This window comes from Pseudomonas sp. PA-5-4B (assembly GCF_021606215.1).
Lineage (GTDB): Bacteria > Pseudomonadota > Gammaproteobacteria > Pseudomonadales > Pseudomonadaceae > Aquipseudomonas > Aquipseudomonas edaphica.
In genome coordinates this window covers 1-25,722 of sequence record NZ_WKDB01000082.1, presented here as the reverse complement: position 1 = coordinate 25,722, position 25,722 = coordinate 1, and the positions used below count along the sequence as shown (strand labels likewise).

General features: G+C 60.7%; 19 protein-coding genes. 15 read left to right on the top strand and 4 right to left on the bottom strand.

The features are described from left to right. Positions 1–289: 289 nt before the first annotated feature. The 6 genes from GIW28_RS27035 to GIW28_RS27010 all read left to right on the top strand — a co-directional run bounded on the left by GIW28_RS27035 (position 290) and on the right by GIW28_RS27010 (position 11,147). Positions 290–2,593, top strand: a complete 2,304-nt coding sequence (locus GIW28_RS27035) for a YgiQ family radical SAM protein (RefSeq protein WP_169986531.1) — start codon at positions 290–292, stop codon at positions 2,591–2,593. A 161-nt stretch (positions 2,594–2,754) separates the two neighbouring features. Then, positions 2,755–3,687 carry a hypothetical protein gene (locus GIW28_RS27030; RefSeq protein WP_017138449.1) on the top strand — a complete coding sequence of 311 codons (933 nt, stop codon included), beginning with the start codon at positions 2,755–2,757 and terminating at the stop codon, positions 3,685–3,687. Then, complete coding sequence (locus GIW28_RS27025) at positions 3,684–4,133, top strand: hypothetical protein (RefSeq protein ID WP_099548101.1); 450 nt, start codon at positions 3,684–3,686, stop codon at positions 4,131–4,133. Before GIW28_RS27030 ends, GIW28_RS27025 begins: the two co-directional genes overlap by 4 nt. 187 nt (positions 4,134–4,320) lie before the next feature. After that, a complete protein-coding gene (locus GIW28_RS27020) occupies positions 4,321–7,611 on the top strand; it encodes a transglutaminase family protein (RefSeq protein ID WP_236447125.1) in 3,291 nt (1,096 codons plus the stop codon). Between the two features lie 159 nt (positions 7,612–7,770). Then, the gene (locus GIW28_RS27015) at positions 7,771–10,257 is read left to right on the top strand and encodes a circularly permuted type 2 ATP-grasp protein (RefSeq protein ID WP_169986525.1); all 2,487 of its coding nucleotides are present in this window, start codon (positions 7,771–7,773) and stop codon (positions 10,255–10,257) included. Then, complete coding sequence (locus GIW28_RS27010; RefSeq protein WP_236447126.1) at positions 10,257–11,147, top strand: transglutaminase family protein; 891 nt, start codon at positions 10,257–10,259, stop codon at positions 11,145–11,147. Before GIW28_RS27015 ends, GIW28_RS27010 begins: the two co-directional genes overlap by 1 nt. Before the next feature lie 46 nt (positions 11,148–11,193). Here the strand turns inward: GIW28_RS27010 and GIW28_RS27005 are convergent, their stop codons facing one another. Further along, a complete protein-coding gene (locus GIW28_RS27005) occupies positions 11,194–11,376 on the bottom strand; it encodes a hypothetical protein (protein ID WP_017138444.1) in 183 nt (60 codons plus the stop codon). Positions 11,377–11,709: 333 nt separating this feature from the next. Here GIW28_RS27005 and azu point away from each other — a divergent pair, with 333 nt between their 5' ends. Then, positions 11,710–12,156: an azurin gene (gene azu, locus GIW28_RS27000; RefSeq protein ID WP_017138443.1), complete on the top strand. Its 447-nt coding sequence runs from the start codon at positions 11,710–11,712 to the stop codon at positions 12,154–12,156. Positions 12,157–12,280: 124 nt separating this feature from the next. Here azu and nadE read toward each other — a convergent pair whose 3' ends face one another. The 3 genes from nadE to GIW28_RS26985 all read right to left on the bottom strand — a co-directional run bounded on the left by nadE (position 12,281) and on the right by GIW28_RS26985 (position 15,428). Further along, on the bottom strand, positions 12,281–13,108 hold the full coding sequence (nadE, locus tag GIW28_RS26995) for an ammonia-dependent NAD(+) synthetase (protein WP_236447127.1): 828 nt from the start codon (positions 13,106–13,108) through the stop codon (positions 12,281–12,283). Positions 13,109–13,111: 3 nt separating this feature from the next. Further along, positions 13,112–14,326, bottom strand: coding sequence for a nicotinate phosphoribosyltransferase (gene pncB / locus GIW28_RS26990; RefSeq protein WP_017138441.1), 1,215 nt, complete (start codon positions 14,324–14,326; stop codon positions 13,112–13,114). Positions 14,327–14,540: 214 nt separating this feature from the next. Continuing rightward, positions 14,541–15,428 (bottom strand): LysR family transcriptional regulator, encoded by an 888-nt coding sequence (locus tag GIW28_RS26985; protein WP_017138440.1) that lies wholly within the window; start codon positions 15,426–15,428, stop codon positions 14,541–14,543. Between the two features lie 153 nt (positions 15,429–15,581). Here GIW28_RS26985 and amaB point away from each other — a divergent pair, with 153 nt between their 5' ends. The 8 genes from amaB (at position 15,582) to GIW28_RS26945 (ending at position 25,618) form a co-directional block, all read left to right on the top strand. Further along, complete coding sequence (gene amaB, locus GIW28_RS26980; protein ID WP_017138439.1) at positions 15,582–17,072, top strand: L-piperidine-6-carboxylate dehydrogenase; 1,491 nt, start codon at positions 15,582–15,584, stop codon at positions 17,070–17,072. Between the two features lie 154 nt (positions 17,073–17,226). Further along, positions 17,227–18,510, top strand: coding sequence for an L-pipecolate oxidase (gene amaA / locus GIW28_RS26975; protein ID WP_236447128.1), 1,284 nt, complete (start codon positions 17,227–17,229; stop codon positions 18,508–18,510). Between the two features lie 374 nt (positions 18,511–18,884). Beyond that, positions 18,885–20,021 (top strand): branched-chain amino acid ABC transporter substrate-binding protein, encoded by a 1,137-nt coding sequence (locus GIW28_RS26970; protein WP_169986517.1) that lies wholly within the window; start codon positions 18,885–18,887, stop codon positions 20,019–20,021. 249 nt (positions 20,022–20,270) lie between these two features. Further along, positions 20,271–21,185, top strand: coding sequence for an ABC transporter permease subunit (locus GIW28_RS26965; protein WP_017136076.1), 915 nt, complete (start codon positions 20,271–20,273; stop codon positions 21,183–21,185). Positions 21,186–21,187: 2 nt separating this feature from the next. After that, a complete protein-coding gene (gene livM / locus GIW28_RS26960) occupies positions 21,188–22,465 on the top strand; it encodes a high-affinity branched-chain amino acid ABC transporter permease LivM (RefSeq protein WP_017136077.1) in 1,278 nt (425 codons plus the stop codon). After that, positions 22,462–23,337 carry an ABC transporter ATP-binding protein gene (locus GIW28_RS26955; protein WP_017136078.1) on the top strand — a complete coding sequence of 292 codons (876 nt, stop codon included), beginning with the start codon at positions 22,462–22,464 and terminating at the stop codon, positions 23,335–23,337. Before livM ends, GIW28_RS26955 begins: the two co-directional genes overlap by 4 nt. Next, positions 23,334–24,050, top strand: a complete 717-nt coding sequence (locus tag GIW28_RS26950) for an ABC transporter ATP-binding protein (RefSeq protein ID WP_069786861.1) — start codon at positions 23,334–23,336, stop codon at positions 24,048–24,050. The genes GIW28_RS26955 and GIW28_RS26950 overlap by 4 nt, the downstream gene beginning before the upstream one ends. 800 nt (positions 24,051–24,850) lie before the next feature. Then, positions 24,851–25,618: an SDR family oxidoreductase gene (locus GIW28_RS26945; protein WP_017136080.1), complete on the top strand. Its 768-nt coding sequence runs from the start codon at positions 24,851–24,853 to the stop codon at positions 25,616–25,618. Positions 25,619–25,722 lie beyond the last annotated feature (104 nt).

Here is a 25,722-nt window from a genome sequence, read left to right as displayed (position 1 = left end):
GCAATTTTGCTGAAAGTACTCAGCGTCTGTTTTTGGGGCTGCTTCGCAGCCCAACGCAGGACAAGCCTGCTCGCCACAGGAGAAATAGGCTGCTTTTAAAAGTTGTGTAGATACCTATGCTCATCGCAGGCAAGCCAGCTCCCACATTTGAAGGTATTCACCGTTCGAGTGTGGGAGCTGGCTTGCCTGCGATTGCATCAGCACAATTCCGACCATTACCGTCGGAATTGGTCAAAATTTGTGCTATATTCCGCGCCCGCGATTTTTCATCTCAACACCGGTCACCGTCATGCAAACAGCCAAGCCGTTATTTGACTATCCCAAGTACTGGGCCGAATGTTTCGGTCCTGCGCCATTCCTGCCGATGAGCAGGGAGGAGATGGATCAGCTTGGCTGGGATTCCTGCGACATCATCATCGTCACCGGTGATGCGTATGTGGATCACCCGTCGTTTGGCATGGCGATCATCGGCCGGCTGCTGGAGTCCCAGGGCTTTCGCGTCGGGATCATTGCGCAGCCGAACTGGCAGTCCAAAGACGACTTCATGAAGCTCGGCGAGCCGAACCTGTTCTTCGGCGTCGCGGCCGGCAACATGGACTCGATGATCAACCGCTACACCGCCGACAAGAAAATCCGCTCCGACGACGCCTACACCCCAGGCGGCATGGCCGGCAAACGACCGGACCGCGCCAGCCTGGTGTACAGCCAGCGTTGCAAGGAAGCCTACAAGCATGTGCCGATCGTGCTCGGTGGCATCGAAGCGTCCCTGCGCCGCATCGCCCACTACGACTACTGGCAGGACCGTGTGCGCAACTCGATCCTGATCGATGCCTGCGCCGACATCCTGCTGTACGGCAACGCCGAGCGGGCCATCGTCGAAGTTGCCCAGCGCCTGTCGTGGGGCCACAAGATCGAAGACATCACCGACGTGCGCGGCACCGCGTTCATTCGCCGTGACACGCCTGCAGGCTGGTACGAGGTGGACTCCACGCGTATCGACCGTCCGGGCAAGATCGACAAGATCATCAACCCGTATGTGAATACCCAGGACACCCAGGCCTGCGCCATTGAGCAGGAAAAAGGCCCGGTTGAAGACCCGGAAGAAGCCAAGGTCGTACAAATTCTTGCCAGCCCGCGCATGACCCGTGACAAGACGGTCATTCGTCTGCCGTCCATGGAAAAAGTCCGTGGCGACTCGGTCCTGTACGCCCACGCCAACCGCGTGCTGCACCTGGAAACCAACCCAGGCAACGCCCGCGCTTTGGTGCAGAAGCATGGCGAAGTGGACGTGTGGTTCAACCCGCCGCCCATCCCTATGACCACCGAAGAAATGGACTACGTGTTCGGCATGCCTTACGCCCGCGTCCCGCACCCGGTGTACGGCAAGGAAAAGATCCCGGCCTACGACATGATCCGTTTCTCGGTGAACATCATGCGTGGCTGCTTCGGTGGCTGTACTTTCTGCTCGATCACCGAGCACGAAGGCCGCATCATCCAGAACCGTTCCGAAGAGTCGATCATTCGCGAAATCGAAGAGATCCGCGACAAAGTGCCAGGCTTCACCGGCGTGATCTCCGACCTCGGCGGCCCGACCGCGAACATGTACCGCATCGCCTGCAAGAGCCCGGAAATCGAATCCGCGTGCCGCAAGCCGTCATGCGTGTTCCCGGGCATCTGCCCGAACCTGAACACCGATCACTCTTCGTTGATTCAGCTGTATCGCAGCGCCCGTGCGTTGCCGGGTGTGAAGAAGATTCTGATTGCTTCCGGCCTGCGCTACGACCTCGCGGTCGAGTCGCCGGAATACGTCAAGGAACTGGTTACCCACCACGTCGGTGGCTACTTGAAGATCGCCCCGGAACACACCGAGGAAGGTCCGCTCAACCAGATGATGAAACCGGGCATTGGCAGCTATGACAAGTTCAAGCGCATGTTCGAGAAGTACACCAAGGAAGCGGGCAAGGAGCAGTACCTGATCCCGTACTTCATCGCCGCCCACCCGGGCACCACCGATGAAGACATGATGAACCTGGCCCTGTGGCTCAAGGGCAATGGCTTCCGCGCCGACCAGGTACAGGCGTTCTACCCGTCGCCGATGGCCACCGCCACCGCCATGTACCACTCGGGCAAGAACCCGCTGCGCAAGGTCACCTACAAGAGCGACGCGGTGACCATCGTCAAGAGCGAGGAACAGCGCCGTCTGCACAAGGCCTTCCTGCGCTACCACGACCCGAAAGGCTGGCCGATGCTGCGTGAAGCACTGACGCGCATGGGCCGCGCCGACCTGATCGGGCCGGGCAAGGATCAGTTGATCCCACTGCACCAGCCGTCCACCGACAGCTACCAGAGCGCCCGTCGCAAGAACTCGACGCCGGCTGGCAGCCATAAGGTTGCGAAGGAAACCACCACCAGGATCCTCACCCAGCACACCGGCCTGCCACCGCGCGGCAGTGATGGCAGCAACCCGTGGGACAAGCGTGAGCAAGCCAAGGCGGCAGCCCAGGCGCGTAACAAGCAGGCGGCTAAAGAACGCAGTGATGCGGCGAAGGGCAAAGGCGGCAAGCCTGCGCGCAAGCCGGTCGTGCCGCGCTGATCGCAACCTGAATATACAAAACGCCAGCCTCGTGCTGGCGTTTTGCTTTCTATTCGCTGGCGTGCCTGTTTGTTAAGGTGGCGCCCATTAGATCGCCATCGCAGGCAAGCCAGCTCCCACAAAGCCGGCCCGGCCACCCTCATATTCAAGGAAGAACACCCATGAGCAACCCCCTGCTCTCCATCGGCATGGACTCCAACCGCTCCCAATTCATGGCGCGCCAGCGTATCGAAAGCCAGATCAACCTGCCACGGTTGTTCGCCGCCATCGATGCCGACCCCGGCATTGTCGGCGCCGGTGTGGTGTACATCGACGCCGACTTCAATGTCATCATCCTGCGCGAATTCAAGCCCCTCTGCAGCATCAAGCCCAAGCGCATCATTTTGCGCGAAGCACAGAAGTACATTTCGCCCGCGCAATTTGTGGAGCAGGTCAAGACCGACCCACGGGAAGAACGCCTCAGAAAAGAGGCGTTTGATATGGGCTTGTCGTGCACCGCCGCGATTATCGGTTGGATCGTGGTGTTCAGCGGCAGCGTCGCCGTGCCTTTTACGGCGGGCGCCAGCGCGTTCGTGGTGGGCATTGGCGTGACGGCGGCGCTGGCCAGCAGTGCGCAATGCGGGTTTGGCGTGGCGCGTACCTACAACGAGATACTCGACCCTGACGCTAACGACCGGATGGATGACGCCGAATGGTTCGGCGCTGTTTCAACCATCCTTGATACGGCTTCCCTGGTGGGGATCGGCACCGGCGCGCTGACCACGGTGAAGCTGCTCAGGGCCAAAAAGGCTGCCGCTCTGGGCAAGAGTTGGTATGAATTGCTCAAGGGTTTGAATCGCCAGGAACGCAAGAAACTGACCAAGGAGCTGCTAAGCCTGCGCGACCCCAGCCTGACGCCCAAGTTGCTCAAGTTGCAGCAGCGTGCAGGCAAACTGACCAAGAGCTTCAGCTCCACGGAAATTCGGCATGCCACCCTGACCCAGATGAAAGACGCATTGGGCGGTATCCTCGGTATCGTGGGCAGCTACCGCAGCGGTAGCGTGGGCACTGCCACCACCCTTGCAATCGGCTTGTACGAGGACCTCACCGAATGAAAGGTTTCCCCGACATGGGCAGTTTCCTCGCGCGCTATTTCCCGGTGTTCATGGGCACGATCTTCATGGCGATCTTTTCCGGCGCGTCTGCTGTATCCCTCGCCGGCGTGACGTATTTGCGGGGTGTCGATCCGTCGCTTAAATCCGACTACTCAGGCCTGGCGATTTTGTTGCTGGTGGCGGTGCTGGTCTTTGCCAACGTGATGGTTGCGCGTGGCCGCCCATGGGCCACCGGCCTGGTGGCGGGTTATCTGGGTTGCTGCCTGCTGTTCGTGCTGCCGATGATCCAGTACCCCATTCCCAAACTGGTCTACGGTTCGGCTGTGCTCTTTCCGCTGTTGGGGTTGCTCCTGCTTAACAGCAAGCGCCACCGCGAAATGCGCCAAAAGCTGCTCGAAGTCCGCCACCTTCGCGAAGCCACGATCGCTCGCCACAAAACGCGCTGACTGGGTAGATTCACTACCCGGCCTCACACGCACGCCACAAATATGTGCAAGCCTTGCACCACGGCACCCACGTTGGCGCCGTTTTGGTGCTGTACTGCACCGGGTCTTACGATAAAGCGCAATGACGGCCGCTCTGGCATAAGTCTTGCGCGCTTTGTGTTCATGCCCTGGCTCGCAGGAGGCCGCCGTGTCGATTCATGTCGCGTTGCACCACGTTACGCATTACCGCTATGACCGCGCTGTCGAACTCGGCCCACAGATCGTGCGCTTGCGCCCGGCTGCCCATAGTCGCACGCGGATCTTGTCTTACGCGCTCAAAGTGCTGCCCGAGCAGCACTTCATCAATTGGCAGCAAGACCCGCAGGGCAATTACCTGGCGCGCCTGGTATTCCCGGAAAAGACTGATGAGTTGCGCATTGAGGTCGACCTCGTCGCCGAGATGGCGGTATTCAACCCGTTCGATTTTTTCCTCGAGCCCTACGCCGAAAAAATCCCCTTCAGTTACGCCGCCGATGAGCAGCGTGAGCTGGCGCCGTACCTGGAAACCTTGCCGCTGACGCCAAAGTTTGCCGCCTATCTGGCCGGCATCGACCGCACGCCGCTGCCGGCTGTGGATTTTCTGGTCGGGCTCAATCAGCGCCTGGCGGCCGACATCGGCTATTTGATCCGTATGGAACCGGGCGTACAAACGCCGGAATTCACCTTGGGCGCCGCATCCGGCTCCTGCCGCGATTCGGCGTGGCTGCTGGTGCAACTACTGCGCAACCTGGGGCTGGCGGCGCGGTTTGTGTCGGGCTACTTGATCCAGCTCACCGCCGACGTCAAAGCCCTCGATGGCCCGTCCGGCACCGAAGTCGACTTCACCGACCTGCACGCCTGGTGCGAGGTGTATTTGCCCGGCGCGGGCTGGATCGGCCTGGACGCCACCTCCGGGCTGTTCGCCGGTGAAGGGCATATCCCATTGGCCTGTAGCCCTGATCCTTCGTCCGCTGCGCCAATCAGCGGGCTGGTGGAACCCTGCGAGTGCGAATTTACCCACGAGATGTCGGTGGAGCGCATTTGGGAAGCGCCGCGCGTCACCAAGCCCTACACCGAAGAGCAATGGCTGGCGATCCAGGCGTTGGGCCGGCAGATCGACGCCGACCTGCTCAAGGATGACGTGCGCCTGACCATGGGCGGCGAGCCGACCTTTGTCTCCATCGATGATCCCGACGGCGCCGAGTGGAACACCGCGGCGCTGGGGCCGGACAAGCGTCGCCTGTCCGCCGAGCTGTTCCAGCGCATGCGCACACACTACGCGCCCAAAGGCCTGGTGCATTTCGGCCAGGGCAAGTGGTACCCCGGCGAGCAACTGCCGCGCTGGTCGCTCAATTGCTACTGGCGCCGCGACGGCGTGCCGATCTGGCACAACAGCGCGCTGATCGCCGATGAACAACAGGACTACGGCGCCGATGGCGTGATGGCCGGGCGCTTCCTGGCCAGTGTCGCCGAGCGCCTTAAACTGCCGGCACGCTTTGTGTTCCCGGCTTTCGAAGACAACTTCTACTACCTGTGGCGCGAAGGTGCGCTGCCGCAAAACGTTACCGCCCAGGACCCGCGTTTAAGCGACGATCTTGAGCGCGAGCGCCTGCGCAAAGTGTTCAGCCAGGGCCTGGATAAAGTCATCGGCCAAGTGCTGCCGCTGGCGCGCACGGCGGCCAATGACCGCTGGCAGAGCGGGCGCTGGTACCTGCGTGATAACCACTGCCGACTGGTACCGGGTGACTCGCCGCTGGGCTACCGCCTGCCGTTGGCCTCGCAGCCATGGGTGACGGCGGCGGAATACCCATTTGTGCATCCCACCGACCCGAATCAGGATCAGCCGGAGCTGCCGACCACCGCCCAACTGCAAAGCCACGCCACGCCTGCGCCGAGCGACGAGCGCGAGCCGAAGGTCGACGAATCCGCCGACTGGCTGACCCGCACCGCCTTGTGTGCCGAAGCACGGGAAGGGCGTTTGTACCTGTTTATGCCGCCGCTGGAACGCGTCGAGGATTACCTGGAGTTGGTGGCCGCTATTGAAGCCACCGCCGAAGAACTGCATTGCCCGGTGTTGCTGGAAGGGTACGAGCCGCCGTTCGATACGCGCTTAAGCAACTTCCGGGTCACGCCGGACCCGGGTGTGATCGAGGTCAATGTGCAGCCGTCCGCCACTTGGGATGAGCTAGTGGAGCGCACCGAGTTCCTCTACGAAGAGGCGCGGCAAACCCGCCTGACCACCGAAAAGTTCATGATCGACGGGCGCCACACCGGCACCGGCGGTGGTAACCACTTTGTGCTGGGCGGCGCGACGCCGAAAGACTCACCGTTCCTGCGCCGCCCGGATTTGCTGCGCAGCCTGATCAGCTACTGGCATAACCATCCGTCCTTGTCGTACCTGTTTTCCGGGCTGTTTATCGGCCCGACCTCCCAGGCGCCACGGGTGGATGAAGCGCGTAACGACGCGCTGTATGAGCTGGAAATCGCCTTCGCACAAATGCCCGAGCCTGGCGAAGAATGCCCGCCATGGTTGGTCGACCGGCTGTTGCGCAACCTGCTGATCGACGTGACCGGCAACACCCACCGCGCCGAATTCTGCATCGACAAACTCTACTCGCCCGATGGCGCCACTGGCCGCCTGGGTCTGTTGGAACTGCGTGCGTTCGAAATGCCGCCCCATGCGCGCATGAGCCTCACCCAACAGTTGCTGTTGCGAGCCTTGGTCGCGCGCTTCTGGCGTGAGCCGTATGCGCCAGCAAAACTGGCGCGCTGGGGCACTGAGCTGCACGACCGTTTCTTGCTGCCACACTTTATCGAGCAGGATTTTGCCGACGTGATCGTCGAGCTGAATGCTGCTGGTTACCCGCTGCGCGCCGAATGGTTTGCCGCACACCTGGCGTTTCGTTTCCCCAAGGTCGGCGACTACGCCGTCGGCGGTATCGAACTGGAGTTGCGCCAGGCGTTGGAGCCTTGGCACGTGCTGGGCGAAGAAGGCGCCGTCGGTGGCACGGTGCGTTACGTGGACTCATCCCTGGAACGCTTGCAGGTGAAGTTGAGCGGCTTGGCGCCGCAACGCTACCTGCTGACCTGCAACGGCATCCCGGTGCCGTTGCAGCCGACCGGGCGTATCGGCGAGTTCGTCGCTGGCGTGCGTTATCGCGCCTGGCAACCGGCTAACTGTTTGCAACCGACCATCGCGGTGCATGCGCCGTTGGTGTTCGACTTGCTCGATACCTGGATGCAACGCTCGCTGGGCGGCTGCCAGTACCACGTCGCGCATCCGGGTGGGCGCAATTACGACAGCTTGCCGGTGAATGCCAATGAGGCGGAGAGCCGGCGCATGGCGCGGTTTTTCCGCCTCGGCCACAGCCCAGGCAAATTGCCTGTGCCGCCCTTGGTGATTAACGATGAACTACCAATGACCCTGGATTTGCGGCGTTTCCCCAATAAAAATGACTAAATGAGATCTAAAATGTGGGAGCTGGCTTGCCTGCGATAGCGGTGTATCAGCCAGCCAATCAGGTGGTAGGAAAACCGCTATCGCAGGCAAGCCAGCTCCCACACAAGATCGCGTTGAATTTGATTTAAACTGACTTCCCTTGCCTCTGCCGAGCGTTCCATGCCCGACTTGCTCGACCGTTACCCGCTCACTGCGGGCACCTATCACGAACTGCTCGACGACAGTGGCGCGGTACGTGCCCATTGGCAGCGCCTGCTCGATCACCTGCAACGCAGTACGCCCGTGCAACTGGCCCAGCGCCAGGCGTTGCTGACCCGGCAGATCCAGGAAAACGGCGTGACCTACAACGTCTACGCCGACCCCAAAGGCGCCGACCGCCCGTGGGAGCTGGACTTGCTGCCCCATGTGCTGGCCGCCGATGAGTGGCAGCACCTGTCGGCCGGCATCGCCCAACGGGCGCGTTTGCTCAATGCCGTGCTCGCCGACCTGTACGGCCCGCAGCGCTTGATCAAAGAAGGCCTGTTGCCGGCGGAGCTGGTGTTTGGGCACAACAACTTCCTGTGGCCGTGCCAGGGCATTCAGCCACCGGACGGCGCGTTTCTGCACCTGTATGCCGTGGACCTGGCGCGCACCCCGGATGGCCGTTGGTGGGTCACCGCCGACCGTACCCAGGCGCCATCGGGCGCAGGTTACGCGCTGGAAAACCGCACCATCGTGTCCCGTGCATTCCCGGATCTGTACCGCGATTTGCAGGTTCAACACCTCACCGGTTTCTTCCGCACGCTCCAGGAAACCCTGGCCCGCCAGGCGCCCGGTGACGACCAGCCACCGCTGATCGTGCTGCTCACGCCGGGGCGTTTCAACGAAAGCTATTTCGAACACCTCTACCTGGCGCGCCAGCTCGGCTACCCGTTGGTGGAAGGCGGCGACCTCACGGTGCGCGACAGCACGGTGTTCCTCAAAACCCTCAGCGGCCTGCGCCGGGTGCACGCGATCATGCGGCGCCTGGACGACGATTTCTGCGACCCGCTGGAGCTGCGCACCGACTCGGCGCTGGGCGTGCCCGGCCTGCTGGATGCGGTGCGCCAGGGCAATGTGCTGGTGGCCAATGCCTTGGGCAGCGGCGTGCTGGAGTCGCCCGGTTTGCTCGGCTTTCTGCCGAAGATCAACGAGTTTTTGTTTGGTGAAGAACTGATCCTGCCGTCCATCGCCACCTGGTGGTGCGGCGAAGCGCCGGTGCTGGCCGAAGCCTTGGAAAAACTGCCGGAATTGCTGATCAAACCAGCGTTTCCTTCGCAAAGCTTCGCGCCGGTATTCGGCCGCGATTTGAACGAAGAGCAACGCCTGGCCCTGGCCGAACGCATGCGTGCGCGGCCTTACGCCTATGTGGCCCAGGAGCTGGCGCAACTGTCCCAGGCGCCGGTGTGGCACACCGTCGACGACCATCTGCAACACCGTGCCATCGGCATGCGCGTGTACGCGGTGGCCAGCGCTGACGGCTACCGTGTACTGCCCGGCGGCCTGACTCGCGTGGCGGCCGAGGCGGATGCCGAAGTGGTGTCGATGCAGCGTGGTGGCGCGAGCAAAGACACGTGGGTGCTCGGCGATCGCGCTGTCGGCGGCGAGCATTGGCGCGCGCAACGGGCGATTGGCGTACATGATCTGGTTCGGCGCGACCCTTATCTGCCGTCGCGCGTGGTGGAAAACCTGTTCTGGTTTGGCCGTTACTGCGAACGCTGTGATGACAGCGCGCGCTGGCTGCGCATTGTGCTGGCGCGTTATGTCGATGGCGACGACCCGCAAGCCTTGCAGGCCGCTGTCGAGCTGGGCGAGACCCTGCGCTTGTTGCCGGAGGAGGGCGAACTGCCCGAGCGCCTGCTTGCCGCTTTGCTCGGCGATGACTGGCCGTCGAGCCTGCGCGCCAACCTGCAGCGCTTGCAGTGGGCGGCGTCCCAGGTGCGCGGCAAGTTGTCCCGCGAGAACTGGCAAGCGCTGGTGGAGTTGCAGCGCGAAGCCCTGGAGCTGGAAAGTGAGACCCCGGATTTTGGCGAGTTGCTGGATTTCCTCAACCGCCTGGTGATGTCCCTGGCGGCGCTGTCCGGGTTTGCCCTGGATGACATGACCCGTGATGAAGGCTGGCGCTTTTTGATGATGGGCCGGCGTATTGAGCGCCTGCAATTTCTCAGCAGCAGCCTCGCCGCGTTCCTGCGTGGCGTGGCGGTATTTGATCAGGCCGGGCTGGAATGGCTGCTGGAGCTGGGCAATAGCAGCATCACCTATCGCTCGCGTTACCTGGCCGTGCCGCAACTGATCCCGGTGCTCGACTTGTTGCTGCTCGATGAACAGAACCCGCATGCGGTGCTGTTTCAGTTGAAGCTGGTCAGCCGCACCCTGCGGCGTCTCAATGATGACTTTGGCGTGCCACGGGAAATCGGCCTGGCGCCGTTGGTGGAGCGCCTGTCACGTTTCGACCTGGGTTGCCTGGAGAACCCGCTGTTCGGCGAATCCAGCGTACGTGCCGCGTTGGACGGCCTGGCGGACCTGCTGCAAGCGGTCGCCGATGAGAGCGGGCAAGTGTCGGATCGCCTGGCGTTGCGCCACTTTGCCCATGTGGATGATGTCAGCCAGCAAACGGTGTCGGTGTGATGATTGCGCGCTACCAGATTTTTCACGATACCCATTACCACTACGACAGCCCGGTGTCCCTGGCCCAGCAGTTGGCGCACCTGTGGCCGCGGCCGTGCGCGTGGCAGCGCTGCAGTTCCCAGCAATTGGATATCAGCCCGCAGCCGTCGTCGCGTCGTGATGAGCTGGACGTGTTCGGCAACCCGATCACCCGGCTGGCGTTCGAACGGCCCCATGATGAATTGCTGGTCAATGCCGGGCTGACCGTGGAAGTGCTGGCGCGGCCGGCGCTGGATTTCCAGCAGTCACCGCCTTGGGACCAGACGCGCGACAGCCTGACCTACAGCAGCCAAGTACTGTCGCCGGAGATGCTCGAAGCCTGCCGTTATCGCTTCGAATCGCCCTACGTGCACCTGAAGAACACCTTCGTCGAGTTCTCCGAAAGCTGCTTCCCGCCAGGCGTGCCGTTGCTGCTGGGCGTGCAGGCCTTGATGCAGAAGATCTTCAGCGAATTCACCTTCGATGCCGAAGCCACCCAGGTCGCCACGCCCTTGGTGGAAGTGCTGGAGCGCCGACGCGGCGTGTGCCAGGACTTCGCTCACCTGATGCTCGCGTGCCTGCGCTCGCGGGGCCTGGCCGCGCGTTATATCAGCGGCTACCTGCTGACCCAGCCACCGCCCGGCCAGCCACGTCTGATCGGCGCCGATGCATCCCACGCCTGGGTCTCGGTGTTTTGCCCGGTGGCGGGCTGGGTGGATTTTGATCCGACGAATAACGTGCAGCCGGCACTGGAGCACATCACTCTGGCCTGGGGCCGTGATTTCTCGGATGTGTCGCCGTTGCGTGGGGTGATTCTGGGAGGAGGGAACCATGACCCGGAGGTTCGGGTGACGGTGATGCCGCTGGAGTAACAGTGGGTTGGGGTGAGCAGGGAGGGCCTGCTCACCTCAACAAAATTTATTCCGCCGGGTCTTTCGGTGTCTCGGTGTCATCAGCAGCCACTTCACCTTCAGCATCCGGGTTCAGTGCGCCTGCTTCTTCATCTGCAGCGGCTTTCTTGCGTTGCAGCTTTTCCTCTTTCTTCTGCTCCTTGGCCAAGTCTCTCTGACGTTTGGCGAAGGAGTAATTAGGTTTGGCCATGGGCGATCCTCTAGGGTCGAAGGTGAGGGTGGGCGGCGCGCAGCTGCCTTGGGTCGCTATGGTAGCAGCTTAGCAGCGCGATTGGCCTTCACTTACCGCAGGCATACGCGGCCAAGAGGCCGTTGAAGAACTGATTGAAGTGCATGGCAGACGCTCCGGTGGGTGATGGAGCGATCATAAGCGGGTGGCGGTTGTTTGGCTGGTAGATTGTGTTGATCAGTCTGATAGCCTAAAGTTGTATACAATCTGTTGATTCAGATCATAAGAATTTCAGCCTGCTTGGGGCACCCTAGTCGCAATACGCGTTTTTTAAACCCTGCCTTGGAGATTCACATGTTTGCCAAAATCGTTGCTGTTTCCCTGCTGACACTGGCGAGCGGCCAGTTGCTTGCTGCAGAGTGCGCGGTCACTGTTGATTCCACCGACCAGATGTCCTTTAACACCAAAGAAATCACCATCGACAAGAGCTGCAAGAAGTTCACCGTGAACCTTGAACACTCCGGCAGCTTGCCGAAAAACGTCATGGGCCATAACTGGGTGCTGAGTTCCGCCGCCGACATGCCGGGCGTTGCCAGCGACGGCATGGCCGCTGGTATTGACAAAAACTACCTCAAAGACGGCGACACTCGCATCATCGCTCACACCAAGATCATTGGTGCTGGTGAGAAAGATTCGGTGACGTTTGATGTGTCGAAACTGGCTGCCGGCACGGATTACGCGTTCTTCTGCTCGTTCCCGGGCCACATCTCGATGATGAAAGGCACTGTGGTAGTCAAGTAACACCGCGTTATCGTTCATCGCAGGCAAGCCAGCTCCCACATTTGACCGCGTTCCCCTGTTGGAACTCGGTCAAGTGTGGGAGCTGGCTTGTCGAATCGTCGCACCGCTGCGATTGCGGTCTACCTCACGGCGCAAATGGCATGACGCGCTTGTGCTCAGTCTTGCTATACGTGTCGCAGATAATCTTGAACGCTTCCTCACGCACCGGCTCGCCGTGCAGGAACGCATCGATCTCGGCGTAGGTCACGCCGTGTGAGGCTTCGTCCGGTTTGCCCGGCGACAGGTCTTCAAGGTCGGCAGTCGGGATCTTCTCGACCAGCGACTCCGGCGCGCCAAAGTGCCGCGCAATCGCACGCACCTGGTTCTTCACCAATCCGCTCAGCGGCGCCAGGTCGCAGGCACCGTCACCGAACTTGGTGAAGAAACCCATCACCGCTTCCGCCGCATGGTCAGTGCCGATCACCAAACCACCGGCCGCGCCAGCGATGGTGTACTGCGCCACCATGCGCATGCGCGCCTTGGTGTTGCCCAGCACGAAATCACGCGACACCGCCGCCTTGCCTTCAAACGCCGCCACTTCATTGGCCAGGGATTTAACCGCCGGGCCGATGTTCACGGTGTGGCGTTCGTCCGGGTCGATAAAGTCCACCGACGCCTGGGCGTCGTGTTCGTCGAACTGGGTTTCGTAGGGCAGGCGCACCGCGATAAAACGGTAGGCTTCATCACCTGTGCTGGCGCGCAGTTCTTTCATTGCACGCTGGGCCAGCAGGCCGGCGGTCAGCGAGTCGACACCGCCGCTGATGCCCAGCACCAAGCTCTTGAGCCCGGAATTGCGCAGGCAGCCTTGGATAAACCCTACGCGGCGCGCCACTTCGGCCTCAAGGGCGGCCTGGTCGTTGAACGGTGCTTGGACCTTGAGCTGCTGCGCAATCTCACGCTGTACGGCTTGCATGATTCACTCCTTGCTGGAAAGGGCAGGTACTTTAAAAACGTGACGCAAATAGGCGACAAAATTCGGATCGGTGCAGTGGGTCTTGCCCGCCTCATCGGAAATTTTCGCGACGGGCTGGCCATTGCAGGCGGTCATTTTAAGCACGATGCTCATCGGTTCAACACCCGGAATGTCACAGGTCAGGTTGGTGCCGATACCGAAGCTGACATTAATGCGACCGCGCAATGCGCGGAAAATCTCCAGGGCCTTGGGCAGCGTCAGGCTGTCGGAGAACACCAGGGTCTTGCTCATCGGCTCGATACCGAGCTTGTGGTAGTGGGCGATGGCTTTTTCGGCCCATTGAATCGGGTCACCGGAGTCGTGGCGCAGGCCGTCAAAGAGCTTGGCGAAGTACAGGTCGAAATCGCCCAGGAACGCGTCGGTGGTGATGCAGTCGGTCAGCGCGATGCCGAGCAGGCCACGGTATTCGCGTACCCAGCAATCGAGGGCGGCGATCTGGCTGTCGATCAGGCGCGGGCCGAGTTGTTGGTGGGCCATGATCCATTCGTGGGCCATGGTGCCCAGCGGTTTCATGTCGAACTCGCGGGCCAGGTGCACGTTGCTGGTGCCGACAAAACGCCCGGGGAAGTCGTGCTTGAGCACGCTGACCACTTCTTCCTGCACGCGGTACGAGAAGCGCCGGCGGGTGCCGAAGTCGGCCACTTGCAGCTCCGAGAGCTCTTCGCTGCTGGCATTGGCGGACAGCCAGTCGAATTTGCGGTACAGCTGTTCGCGGGCCTGTTCGAGGATGACGGTCTGGTAGCGGTAGCGGTTACGCACTTCGCTGACGATGGCCAGCATCGGCACTTCAAACAGGATCACATGCAGCCACGGCCCACGCAGGCGGATAAACAGCTCGCCGTTCTCGATGCCGGTTTGCACATAGCGCAGGTTGAAGCGAAACAGCCCCAGAAAGCGCAGGAAGTCCGGCTTCATAAAGCTGATGCGTTCCAGGAAGCCCAACTGGTCGGGGCTCAGGCTCAACTCGGCGAGGCGTTCGATCTGGTAGCGGATTTCCGCCAGGTACGGGCGCAGGTCTTCACTGTTGCGGCAACGAAACTCCCATTCAACTTCCACGTTCGGGTAGTTGTGCAGCACCGCCTGCATCATGGTCAACTTGTAGAAGTCGGTGTCGAGCAAGTTCTGCACGATGCGATCGGCAAACACACTCTCGCTCATAACGGGAATCTCCAGACGGGTCGGCGATGGGCGCCGGCCTTTACGCACAATTAAGGAAGGGTGCTAGTGGCGCATAGACCTGTAGGGTTTTGCCAGTGATTTTTTCAGTGCGGCCACTGGCCTCATCGCAGGCAAGCCAGCTCCCACACTTGAAATGCATTCCAAAGGTGGGCGCTGGCTTGCCTGCGATAGCGGTGGTGCAGCCCAAAAAGAGCTAAACCTGCTCCATCATCCACTTCACAAACTCACGCACCTTGGGCACCTCCGCCGAATGCTCGGGATACGCCAGGTAATACGCATCCTGGCTGGGCATCGCATGCTGCCAGGGAATCACCAGCTTGCCCTCGGCCAGCTCTTCTTCCACCAGAAAGCGCGGCAACAAGGCCACGCCACAGCCGACCTGCGCCGCCCGAATGCACATATAAAAGGTATCAAAACGCGGCCCGTGGTAGCTGTGCTCGGTCTGGTAGCCCTGGCTGGCGAACCAGTCATGCCAGCCTTGCGGTCGCGAGGCGTTTTGCAGCAGCACCAGGTTGCTCAGTTGCGTGGGGTCGGTGAATGGCTGCGCAGGCAAGCTCTCTGGCGCACACACCGGCACCAACTCTTCGCTGAACAGTTTCAGGCTCTCGGTGCCCGGCCGTGAACGCTGGCCGAAGTAGAAAGCCATGTCGGCCTTGCCTTGCAACAGTTCGTCCGGCTCCTGCTCGTTGCACAGGTCCAGGTGGATCTGCGGGTGACGCAAACGCCAGCCCTTGAGGCGCGGCACCAGCCAGCGCGCGCCGAACGTGTAGGGCGTGGACACGCGCAGCACTTCGGTCTCGCCGCCGTAGGAGCGCAGGTAGTGGGTGGACATCTCCACTTGCGTGAGGATTTTGCGCACTTCCACCAGGTACAAATCCCCTGCCGGGGTCATCTGCAAGCGGCGGCGCACCCGGCGAAACAATAGGTGTTGGAGCAATTCTTCCAGCTGCGCGACCTGCTTGCTCACCGCGCTTTGCGTGAGGTTCAGTTCCTCGGCAGCGCGGGTGAAGCTCAGGTGGCGGGTGGCGGCTTCGAAACACTGCAGGGCGGTGATCGAGGGCAAATGTCTTTTATTCAGCACGGCACGCCTCTTTTTATTCTTTGCATGAGTAAACGGAATGATATCTCGCCTAATCGTCGTTTGTTGGCAAGTCTTGGGCCAGCTACAAATAAGGTCTGGATCGCCGTGTCTGTGGCGGCGCGAATTTTCTGTTTGAGTTTGAAGGAGTGACCCATGGTTGCCGCATTGCTTGACCGTCTCGGGGTAAACCCGGCGCTGTACCAGTCGGGTAAACAGCCCGTGCATTCGCCGATTGATGGCAGCCGTATCGGCAGTGTGCACTGGGAAGGTGCCGCTGAAGTGGAGCAGCAGGTCAGTCGCGCCGAGCATGCATTCGAGGCCTGGCGCAAGGTGCCGGCACCGCGTCGCGGCGAGCTGGTGCGCCAGTTCGGCGATGTATTGCGCGAATATAAAGCCGACCTGGGCGAGTTGGTGTCGTGGGAGGCCGGCAAGATCACCCAGGAAGGCTTGGGTGAAGTGCAGGAGATGATCGACATCTGCGACTTCGCCGTGGGCCTGTCCCGCCAGTTGTACGGCTTGACCATCGCCTCCGAGCGCCCAGGCCACCACATGCGTGAAACCTGGCACCCGCTGGGTGTGGTCGGCGTGATCAGCGCCTTCAACTTCCCGGTCGCCGTGTGGGCGTGGAACACCACGCTGGCGCTGGTGTGCGGCAACGCGGTGATCTGGAAACCCTCGGAAAAGACCCCGCTGACCGCCTTGGCCTGCCAGGCATTGTTCGAGCGCGTACTGAAGAAGTTCGACGGCGCCCCCGACTACCTCAGCCAAGTGATCATTGGCGGCCGTGACGCCGGTGCGGCGCTGGTGGATGACCCGCGCGTTGCGCTGATCAGCGCCACCGGCAGCACGCGCATGGGCCGCGAAGTGGCGCCGAAAGTCGCCGCACGTTTCGCCCGCAGCATCCTTGAGCTGGGCGGCAACAACGCGATGATCCTCGGCCCGAGCGCCGACCTCGACATGGCCGTGCGCGCCATTCTGTTCAGCGCCGTCGGCACTGCCGGCCAGCGTTGCACCACCTTGCGCCGTTTAATCGCCCATGAGTCGGTCAAGGAAGAAATCGTTACCCGTCTCAAAGCCGCCTATTCCAAAGTGCGCATCGGCCACCCGCTGGAAGGCAACCTGATCGGCCCGCTGATCGACAAGCACGGCTTCGAGAACATGCAGGACGCCCTGGAGCAAGCCTTGAGCGAAGGCGGCAAGGTGTTCGGCGGCAAGCGCCAGCTGGAAGACAAGTTCCCGAATGCCTACTACGTGTCGCCGGCCATTGTGGAGATGCCCGAGCAAAGTGACGTGGTGTGTACCGAAACCTTCGCGCCGATTCTGTATGTGGTTGGCTACAGCGACTTCACCGAAGCCTTGCGCCTGAATAACGCCGTGCCGCAAGGCCTGTCCTCGTGCATCTTCACCACCGACGTGCGTGAAGCCGAGCAGTTCATGTCGGCGGTGGGCAGTGACTGCGGCATCGCCAACGTCAACATCGGCCCGAGCGGCGCGGAGATTGGTGGCGCGTTTGGCGGTGAGAAAGAGACCGGTGGGGGGCGTGAGTCGGGTTCGGATGCATGGCGCGGGTATATGCGTCGCCAGACCAATACCGTGAACTACTCGTTGGAGCTGCCCTTGGCCCAAGGCATCACCTTCGACTGATCCCCCAAGTCGAAGTGGGATCAATGTGGGAGCTGGCTTGCCTGCGATAGCGGTGGTGACTGATACACCGCTATCGCGGGCAAGCCAGCTCCCACAGTTGATTGGGTTTGCAGTTCGGAAATAGTTGTTTGTTGGGTCTCATCGGAGTCTGGCAATGGCACTACGCGAAACATGTTTATGGGAACAACTCACCCCAGGCCGGCCCGATCGCGCCGCGCTCAAGGGCGAGGTCAAGGTTGATGTGTGCGTGATCGGTGCCGGTATCACCGGCTTGTCGGCCGCCATTCACCTGCTGGAGCAAGGCAAAAGCGTCGCCGTGCTGGAGGCTCATCGCACCGGCCATGGCGGTTCGGGGCGTAACGTCGGGCTGGTCAACGCCGGTATGTGGATCCCGCCGGACGAGATCGAAGCCGGTTTTGGCGAGGCGGTGGGCATTCAGCTCAACCGCATGCTGGGCGCGGCGCCGTCGCTGGTGTTCAGCCTGATCGACAAATACAAGATTGATTGCCAACTGCGCCGTGAGGGCACCTTGCACATGGCGCATAACGCCCGTGGCGAGGCGGATTTGCGCAGTCGCGAAGAGCAATGGAAACGCCGTGGCGCCCCCGTCGAGCTGCTCACGGGCCAGGCGTGTGAACAGGCCGCCGGCACCAAAAAGATCGCCGCCGCCCTGCTGGACCGGCGTGCCGGCACCTTGAACCCAATGGCCTACACCAGTGGCCTGGCGAATGCCGCCGTGGGGCTTGGCGGGCAACTGTTCGATCATTCGCCAGTCACTCAGCTTGAACGCCAAGGTGCAGTCTGGTCGGTGCAGACCGCCCAAGGTTCAGTGCAGGCGGCGCAAGTGGTGATCGCCTCCAACGCTTATACCGAAGGCGAATGGACCGAGCTGCGGCGCAACTTTTTCCCCGGCTATTACTACCAGGTCGCCTCGGCACCGCTGACGGACGACGCCGCCAAACAGATCCTCCCCGGCGGGCAGGGCTCGTGGGACACACGCCAGGTGTTAAGCAGCATCCGCCGCGACGCGGATGGCCGCTTGTTGCTCGGCAGCCTGGGCAATGGCAACCAGAAACCGACGTGGTTCCTTAAGGCGTGGGCCGATCGGGTGCAGCAGCATTACTTCCCGTACCTCAAATCGGTGCAGTGGGAATGCACTTGGACCGGCTGCATCGCCTTCACCCCGGACCACCTGATGCGCCTGTTCGAGCCGGCCCCCGGTCTGGTCGCCGTCACCGGTTATAACGGCCGCGGCGTGACCACGGGCAGTGTGGTGGGCAAGGCCTTTGCCGACTACTTATGTCACCAGGATCCACAGGCGTTGCCGATCCCGTTTGCGCCGATGCAACCGCTGGCCGGGGTGGGCCTGCGCAGTTGCCTGTATGAAGCGGGGTTCTCGCTGTATCACGCCGGGCAATGCCTGCGGATCGTGGTGTGATCAGCGAAATACCTGTCAAAAGCCTGCATCTTCTTAGCAGGCTACTAATCTGTATTGGTGCAAGTCGTAGCAATCACGCACTGTAAATGTGCAGTTCCGTTACGCACATTGTTACAGCTGTAGGAACTGTCGTTTATGCATCCGGTTGCAGGTGCGACCTGCCAGGGTTGTACTTTTTGGATCCATCGGTTGCACCTTTCGATGCTAGACGGTTGCACGTACTGGCAAAGGGAGTCGAAACGCCTGTAATAACAATGACACCGTGTCTTTTTGAAGAATAAAAAAGTAATGGCACGCGCCTTGCTCTGGGCTTTCCTGTGAAAGTTTGACGCGAATTCGTAGTGCCAATAAACAAAAACCTCGGAGCACCACTCATGTCCCAGACGTTTTACAAGAAAGGTTTTCTGGCCCTCGCCGTTGCAGCGGCGTTGGGTGTTTCTGCGTTTGTTCAAGCTGATGTGAAGATTGGCGTTGCGGGGCCGATGACCGGCGCCAACGCCTCGTTCGGTGAGCAGTACATGAAGGGTGCCCAGGCGGCAGCCGAAGTGATCAACAAGGCTGGCGGCATTAACGGTGAGAAAGTCGTGCTGGTTGCCGGTGACGATGCTTGCGAACCCAAGCAGGCCGTGGCCGTGGCTAACCGTCTGGCGGACCAGGACAAAGTGATCGGCGTGGTAGGGCACTTCTGCTCGTCGAATACCATTCCCGCCTCTGAGGTCTACGACGAAGCGGGCATCATCGCGATCACTCCAGGCTCTACCAACCCACAAGTGACAGAACGCGGCCTGGGTGCCATGTTCCGCATGTGTGGTCGTGACGACCAGCAGGGCATCGTCGCCGGCGATTACATCGTCGACGTGCTCAAGGGCAAGAAAGTCGCGGTCATCAACGACAAGGACACCTACGGCAAAGGCCTGGCCGATGCCACCGCTGCCCAACTGACCAAGCGCGGCGTCAAGCCGGTGCTGGAAGAAGGCCTGACCCGTGGCGAGAAAGACTTCAGCGCCCTGGTTACCAAAATCCGCTCCTTGGGCGCTGACGTCGTGTATTTCGGTGGTCTGCACCCTGAAGCCGGCCCACTGGTTCGCCAGATTCGTGAAGCCGGCCTCAAGGACGTCAAGTTCATGTCCGATGACGGCGTAGTGACTGACGAACTGGTTGCCACCGCTGGCGGCAAGCAATACGTAGACGGCGTGTACATGACTTTCGGCGCCGACCCGCGTCTGCTGCCAGACAGCAAGGCTGTAGTGGAAGAGTTCCGCAAAGCCGGCTACGAGCCAGAGGGCTACACCCTGTATGCCTATGCCTCGCTGCAAGCCCTGGCCGCCGGCTTCAACGGCGCCAAATCCAACAAAGGCGAAGACGCCGCCAAGTGGCTCAAGGCTCACCCGGTGAAAACCGTCATGGGCGAAAAAGCCTGGGATACCAAGGGCGACCTGAAAATCTCCGACTACGTGGTTTACCAGTGGGATAAAGACGGCAAATACCACCAGTTGGAAAAGCAGAAGTAAGAACAAGCACCACGGAACCCATGTAGGAGCGGGCTTGTTGTGGGAGCTGGCTTGCCTGCGATACAGGCACCTCGGTACTTCAGTAGTACCCAGGTGATGCAATCGCAGGCAAGCCAGCTCCCACACAAGCCAGCTCCCACACAGGGCCCCGCTCCCACAGGGAGTGGTGTTGATATCGATATCTGTCTTTTCCTCCAGAAGCGCCGCGCACTCAACCGTGTGCAGGTGCTCACCGCGTGAGATTGCGTTATGGATGGTATTTTCCTGCAGCAACTGGTCAACGGCCTGACCCTCGGGTCGGTCTACGGCCTGATCGCCATCGGCTACACAATGGTCTATGGCATCATTGGCATGATCAACTTCGCCCACGGCGAGGTTTATATGATTTCCGCTTACCTCGCGGCGATCAGTCTGGCACTGCTGGCTTACTTCGGCATCGAATCCTTCCCGCTGCTCATTCTCGGCACTCTGATCTTCACCGTGGTCGTCACCGGCGTGTACGGTTGGGTCATCGAGCGTGTCGCCTACAAACCGCTGCGTAACTCTACCCGACTGGCACCGCTGATCAGCGCCATCGGTATCTCCCTGATCCTGCAAAACTATGCGCAGATCGCTCAGGGCGCGAAACAACAAGGCATTCCAACCCTGCTGGCCGGCGCCTGGCGCGTCGATATCGGCACGGGCTTCGTGCAGTTGACCTACACCAAGGTGTTTATCCTGGTGGCCGCGTTTCTCGGCATGGGCCTGCTGACCTACATCATCAAATACACCAAGCTCGGCCGCATGTGCCGCGCCACCCAGCAAGACCGCAAGATGGCCTCGATCCTGGGCATCAACACCGACCGCGTGATCTCCTACGTGTTCGTCATCGGTGCCGCCATGGCCGCCCTGGCCGGCGTGCTGATCACCCTCAACTACGGCACCTTCGACTTCTATGCCGGCTTTATCATCGGCATTAAGGCGTTTACCGCAGCGGTACTCGGCGGCATCGGTTCCCTGCCTGGGGCGATGTTGGGCGGGATCATCCTGGGTATCTCCGAGTCGCTGTTCTCGGGGTTGATCAACTCTGACTACAAAGACGTGTTCAGCTTCTCCCTGCTGGTGGTGATTCTGATCTTCCGTCCTCAGGGCCTGCTTGGTCGCCCACTCGTGGCTAAGGTGTAAACATGTCTGCTGCCAAATCTATCGATATCAAGAAAAGTGTGGTCGATACGGTCCTTGCCGGGCTGATTTCGTTGATCGTGTTCGGCCCGATCGTCGGCGTGGTCCTCGACGGCTATAGCTTTAACCTCGAGCCTGCGCGGGTGGCCACGTTGGTCGCCATCGTGATGGCCGGGCGCTTTGCCTTGAGCCTGTTCCTGCAAACCCCCAAGGGCGTGAAGATCCTGCAGGGTTTCGAGAGCAGTGGCTCCGGCGTGCACGTGTTGCCGCCGGACTACAAATCGCGGCTGCGCTGGATCATCCCGGCACTGATCGTGATCGCGATCGTGTTCCCGATCTTCGCCAACAAGTACCTGCTGACCGTGGTGATTCTCGGGCTGATCTACGTGTTGCTCGGCCTTGGCCTGAACATCGTGGTGGGCCTGGCCGGTTTGCTCGACCTGGGTTACGTGGCGTTCTACGCCATCGGCGCCTACGGCCTGGCGCTCGGTTATCAATACCTGGGCCTGGGCTTCTGGAGTGTGTTGCCTCTGGCGGCCATCGCTGCCGCGCTGGCGGGCTGCATACTCGGGTTCCCGGTGCTGCGAATGCACGGCGATTATCTCGCCATCGTGACCCTGGGCTTTGGTGAAATCATCCGCCTGGTGCTCAACAACTGGCTGTCGTTCACCGGTGGCCCCAACGGTATGCCGGTGCCTTCGCCGACCTTTCTCGGCCTGGAATTCGGGCGCAAGGCCAAGGATGGCGGGATTCCGTTCCACGAGTTCTTCGGCATCGATTACAACCCCAACATCAAGTTCATGTTCATCTACATCGTGCTGTTCCTGGTGGTACTGGCCGTGCTGTACATCAAGCACCGCCTGACCCGTATGCCGGTCGGCCGCGCCTGGGAAGCCTTGCGCGAAGATGAAATCGCCTGCCGTTCCATGGGCCTGAACCATGTGCTGGTCAAGCTCTCGGCGTTCACTATCGGAGCCTCGACTGCGGGCCTGGCCGGGGTGTTCTTCGCCAGCTACCAGGGCTTCGTCAACCCGTCGTCGTTTACCTTCTTCGAATCGGCGCTGATCCTGGCCATCGTGGTATTGGGCGGCATGGGCTCGACAGTCGGCGTGGTGATTGCGGCGTTCGTATTGACGGTTGCGCCGGAGTTGCTGCGCAGCTTCTCCGAATACCGCGTGCTGCTGTTTGGCGTGTTGATGGTGGTGATGATGATTTGGCGGCCACGCGGGCTGATCCGCATCAGCCGAACCGGTGTGACCCCACGTAAAGGAGTGGCGCCATGAGCAAAGAAGTCGTCCTCTCAGTGGAACACCTGATGATGCACTTCGGTGGCATCAAGGCCTTGAGCGATGTGAGCCTCAAGGTCAAACGCAACTCGATCTTCGCCCTGATCGGCCCCAACGGCGCGGGCAAGACCACGGTGTTCAACTGCCTCACCGGCTTCTACAAAGCCAGCGGCGGCAAGATCGAACTGAACATTCGTGGCAAGCAGACCAACGTGATCCAGTTGCTCGGCGAACGCTTCAAGGCCGTCGACTTTGTGTCGCCAAAAAGCTTCTTCAGCCGCGTGTACTACAAGATGTTCGGCGGCACCCACCTGGTCAACCGCGCAGGGTTGGCGCGGACCTTCCAGAACATTCGCCTGTTCAAGGAAATGTCGGTGCTGGAAAACCTGCTGGTGGCCCAGCACATGTGGGTCAACCGCAACATGCTGGCGGGCATCCTCAATACCAAGGGCTACCGTAAGGCCGAAAGCGATGCCCTCGACCACGCCTTCTATTGGCTGGAAGTGGTGGACCTGGTGGACTGCGCCAACCGCCTGGCCGGTGAGCTTTCCTACGGCCAGCAACGCCGCCTGGAAATCGCGCGCGCCATGTGCACCCGGCCGCAGATCATCTGCCTGGACGAACCGGCGGCGGGCCTCAACCCGCAGGAAACCGAAGCCCTCAGCGCGATGATTCGCCTGCTGCGCGACGAACACGACCTGACAGTGGTGCTGATCGAACACGACATGGGCATGGTGATGAGTATTTCCGACCACATCGTGGTGCTCGACCACGGCAACGTGATCGCCGAAGGCGGCCCGGACGCGATCCGCAACGACCCGAAAGTGATTGCCGCCTACTTGGGCGCAGACGAAGAGGAGCTGGTATGAGTGCACCTATCCTCGAAATGAAGGACCTGGACGTGTTTTACGGCCCGATCCAGGCCCTGAAAAAAGTCTCGCTGCACATTAACGAAGGCGAAACCGTGAGCCTGATCGGCTCCAACGGCGCGGGTAAATCCACGCTGCTGATGTCGATTTTCGGCCAGCCGCGCGCCGAGTCCGGGCAAATTCTGTACAACGGCGTCGACATTACCCACAAGTCGTCCCACTACATCGCCTCCAACGGCATTGCGCAGTCGCCGGAAGGGCGGCGGGTGTTCCCCGACATGACCGTCGAGGAAAACCTGCTGATGGGCACCATCCCGATTGGCGACAAGTATGCGCAGGAAGACATGCAGCGCATGTTCGAGCTGTTCCCGCGGCTCAAGGAGCGGCGCACCCAGCGCGCAATGACCATGTCCGGTGGTGAGCAGCAAATGCTCGCCATCGCCCGCGCGCTGATGAGCCGGCCCAAACTGCTGTTGCTGGACGAACCGAGCCTGGGCCTGGCGCCCATTGTGGTGAAGCAGATTTTTGCCACACTGCGCGAGCTGGCGGCCACCGGGATGACTATCTTCCTGGTGGAACAAAACGCTAACCACGCGCTGCGTCTGTCGGACCGGGCGTATGTGATGGTTAACGGCGAGATCCGCCTGACGGGCACCGGTAAGGAGTTGCTGGTGAACGAGGAAGTGCGCAACGCCTACCTCGGCGGGCATTGATCCCTGCCCCTGATCGTTCCCACGCTCTGCGTGGGAATGCCTCTTGTGACGCTCCGCGTCACGCTTGGGGACGCGGAGCGTCCTTTGCTGCATTCCCACGCGGAGCGTGGGAACGATCATCCACAGGTGTTTTTGGGGTGTTTTCAGTGCTCCCGCCAAATTGTGGAAAACAAATCCAGAGACCCTCCAAAGCGCGACATATAGCCGCCGCAAATCCCTGTTTTGTCACAGTTTTGACTTGTCCCCATCCGCTGTGGAACCGGCTGTGGGTAACGTGGGAGTAGCTGGCTGCAAGCCTTTAAAAACGGGGCTTGCAGCGTGGTGGTTGTTTATTGATCAGCCAGTTTTTGGTGGCCTGCCGAGGGCTTTGTCAACCTGTTTAAAGACACAGGTATATGACTGATTTATGTCTGATCAGCCTGTGGATAAGTCTGTGACTAAACTCTGGAAAGACGGCCGCAGAGGCCGGAATGACTGGCCTGGAGCCATCGTTCGGATTTTCCCTCTTGCCATTGGGCTACATACGCCTTGGCCAAGGTCAAGCAAAAAACTTTCTGAAATCGTCTGCAAGCCTTGTATAGAGCGGCTTGGCGCTTTTTACACTTGCCCCCAAAGACTGTGGGCGCAGTTGTGGATAACCTGCGTGCATATGGCTGCACGCCACGTTCTATAAGGCTTTGCCTAATGTGATCAAAAAACAACCAGCCGTGTATGAAGTTATGCGCTTAGCGGTTGCTGCAATCGCGGCGTAAGGGCATTCTGCTGGCTGTTTTTTTTCCGATGCCCGCAAGGAGAACACCATGTCCGACACGCTGTTTATTACTGGCGCCACCTCTGGTTTTGGCGAAGCTTGCGCCCGTCGTTTTGCCGACGCTGGATGGAAACTGGTACTTACCGGCCGTCGTGCTGACCGTTTAAATGCCTTGGTCGAAGAGCTTTCCAAGCAGACCGAAGTGCATGGCCTGGTGGTGGACGTGCGTGACCGCAAGGGTATGGAGGAGGCCATCGCCAACCTGCCGCCGTCGTTCGCCAAGTTGCGCGGGCTGATCAACAACGCCGGCCTGGCCGTGGGCACCGACCCTGCGCCCAAGTGCAGCCTCGACGATTGGGAAACCATGGTCGACACCAACATCAAAGGCCTGCTGACCACCACCAACCTGCTGTTGCCGCGCCTGATCGCCCACGGCCGTGGCGCCGGCATCATCAACCTGGGGTCCATCGCCGGTAACTACCCTTACCCGGGCAGCCACGTGTATGGCGGCTCCAAGGCGTTCGTGAAGCAGTTCTCGCTGAACCTGCGTTGCGACCTGCAAGGCACCGGCGTGCGCGTGACCAACATCGAGCCAGGCCTGTGTGAGAGCGAGTTCTCGCTGGTGCGCTTTGGCGGTGACCAGGCGCGTTATGACGCGACCTATGCCGGTGCCGAGCCGATCCAGCCGCAGGACATTGCCGACACGATCTTCTGGGTGATGAATACCCCGGCGCACGTGAACATCAACCGGTTGGAGCTGATGCCGGTGAGCCAGACCTGGGCTGGGTTTGCGATTGAGCGTGGGGCCAAGGGCTGAAACTGATTGTTGTTGTTGTTGTTGTTGTTGTTGTTGTTGTTGTTGTTGTTGTTGTTGTTGTTGTTGTTGTTGTTGTTGTTGTTGTTGTTGTTGTTGTTGTGGCG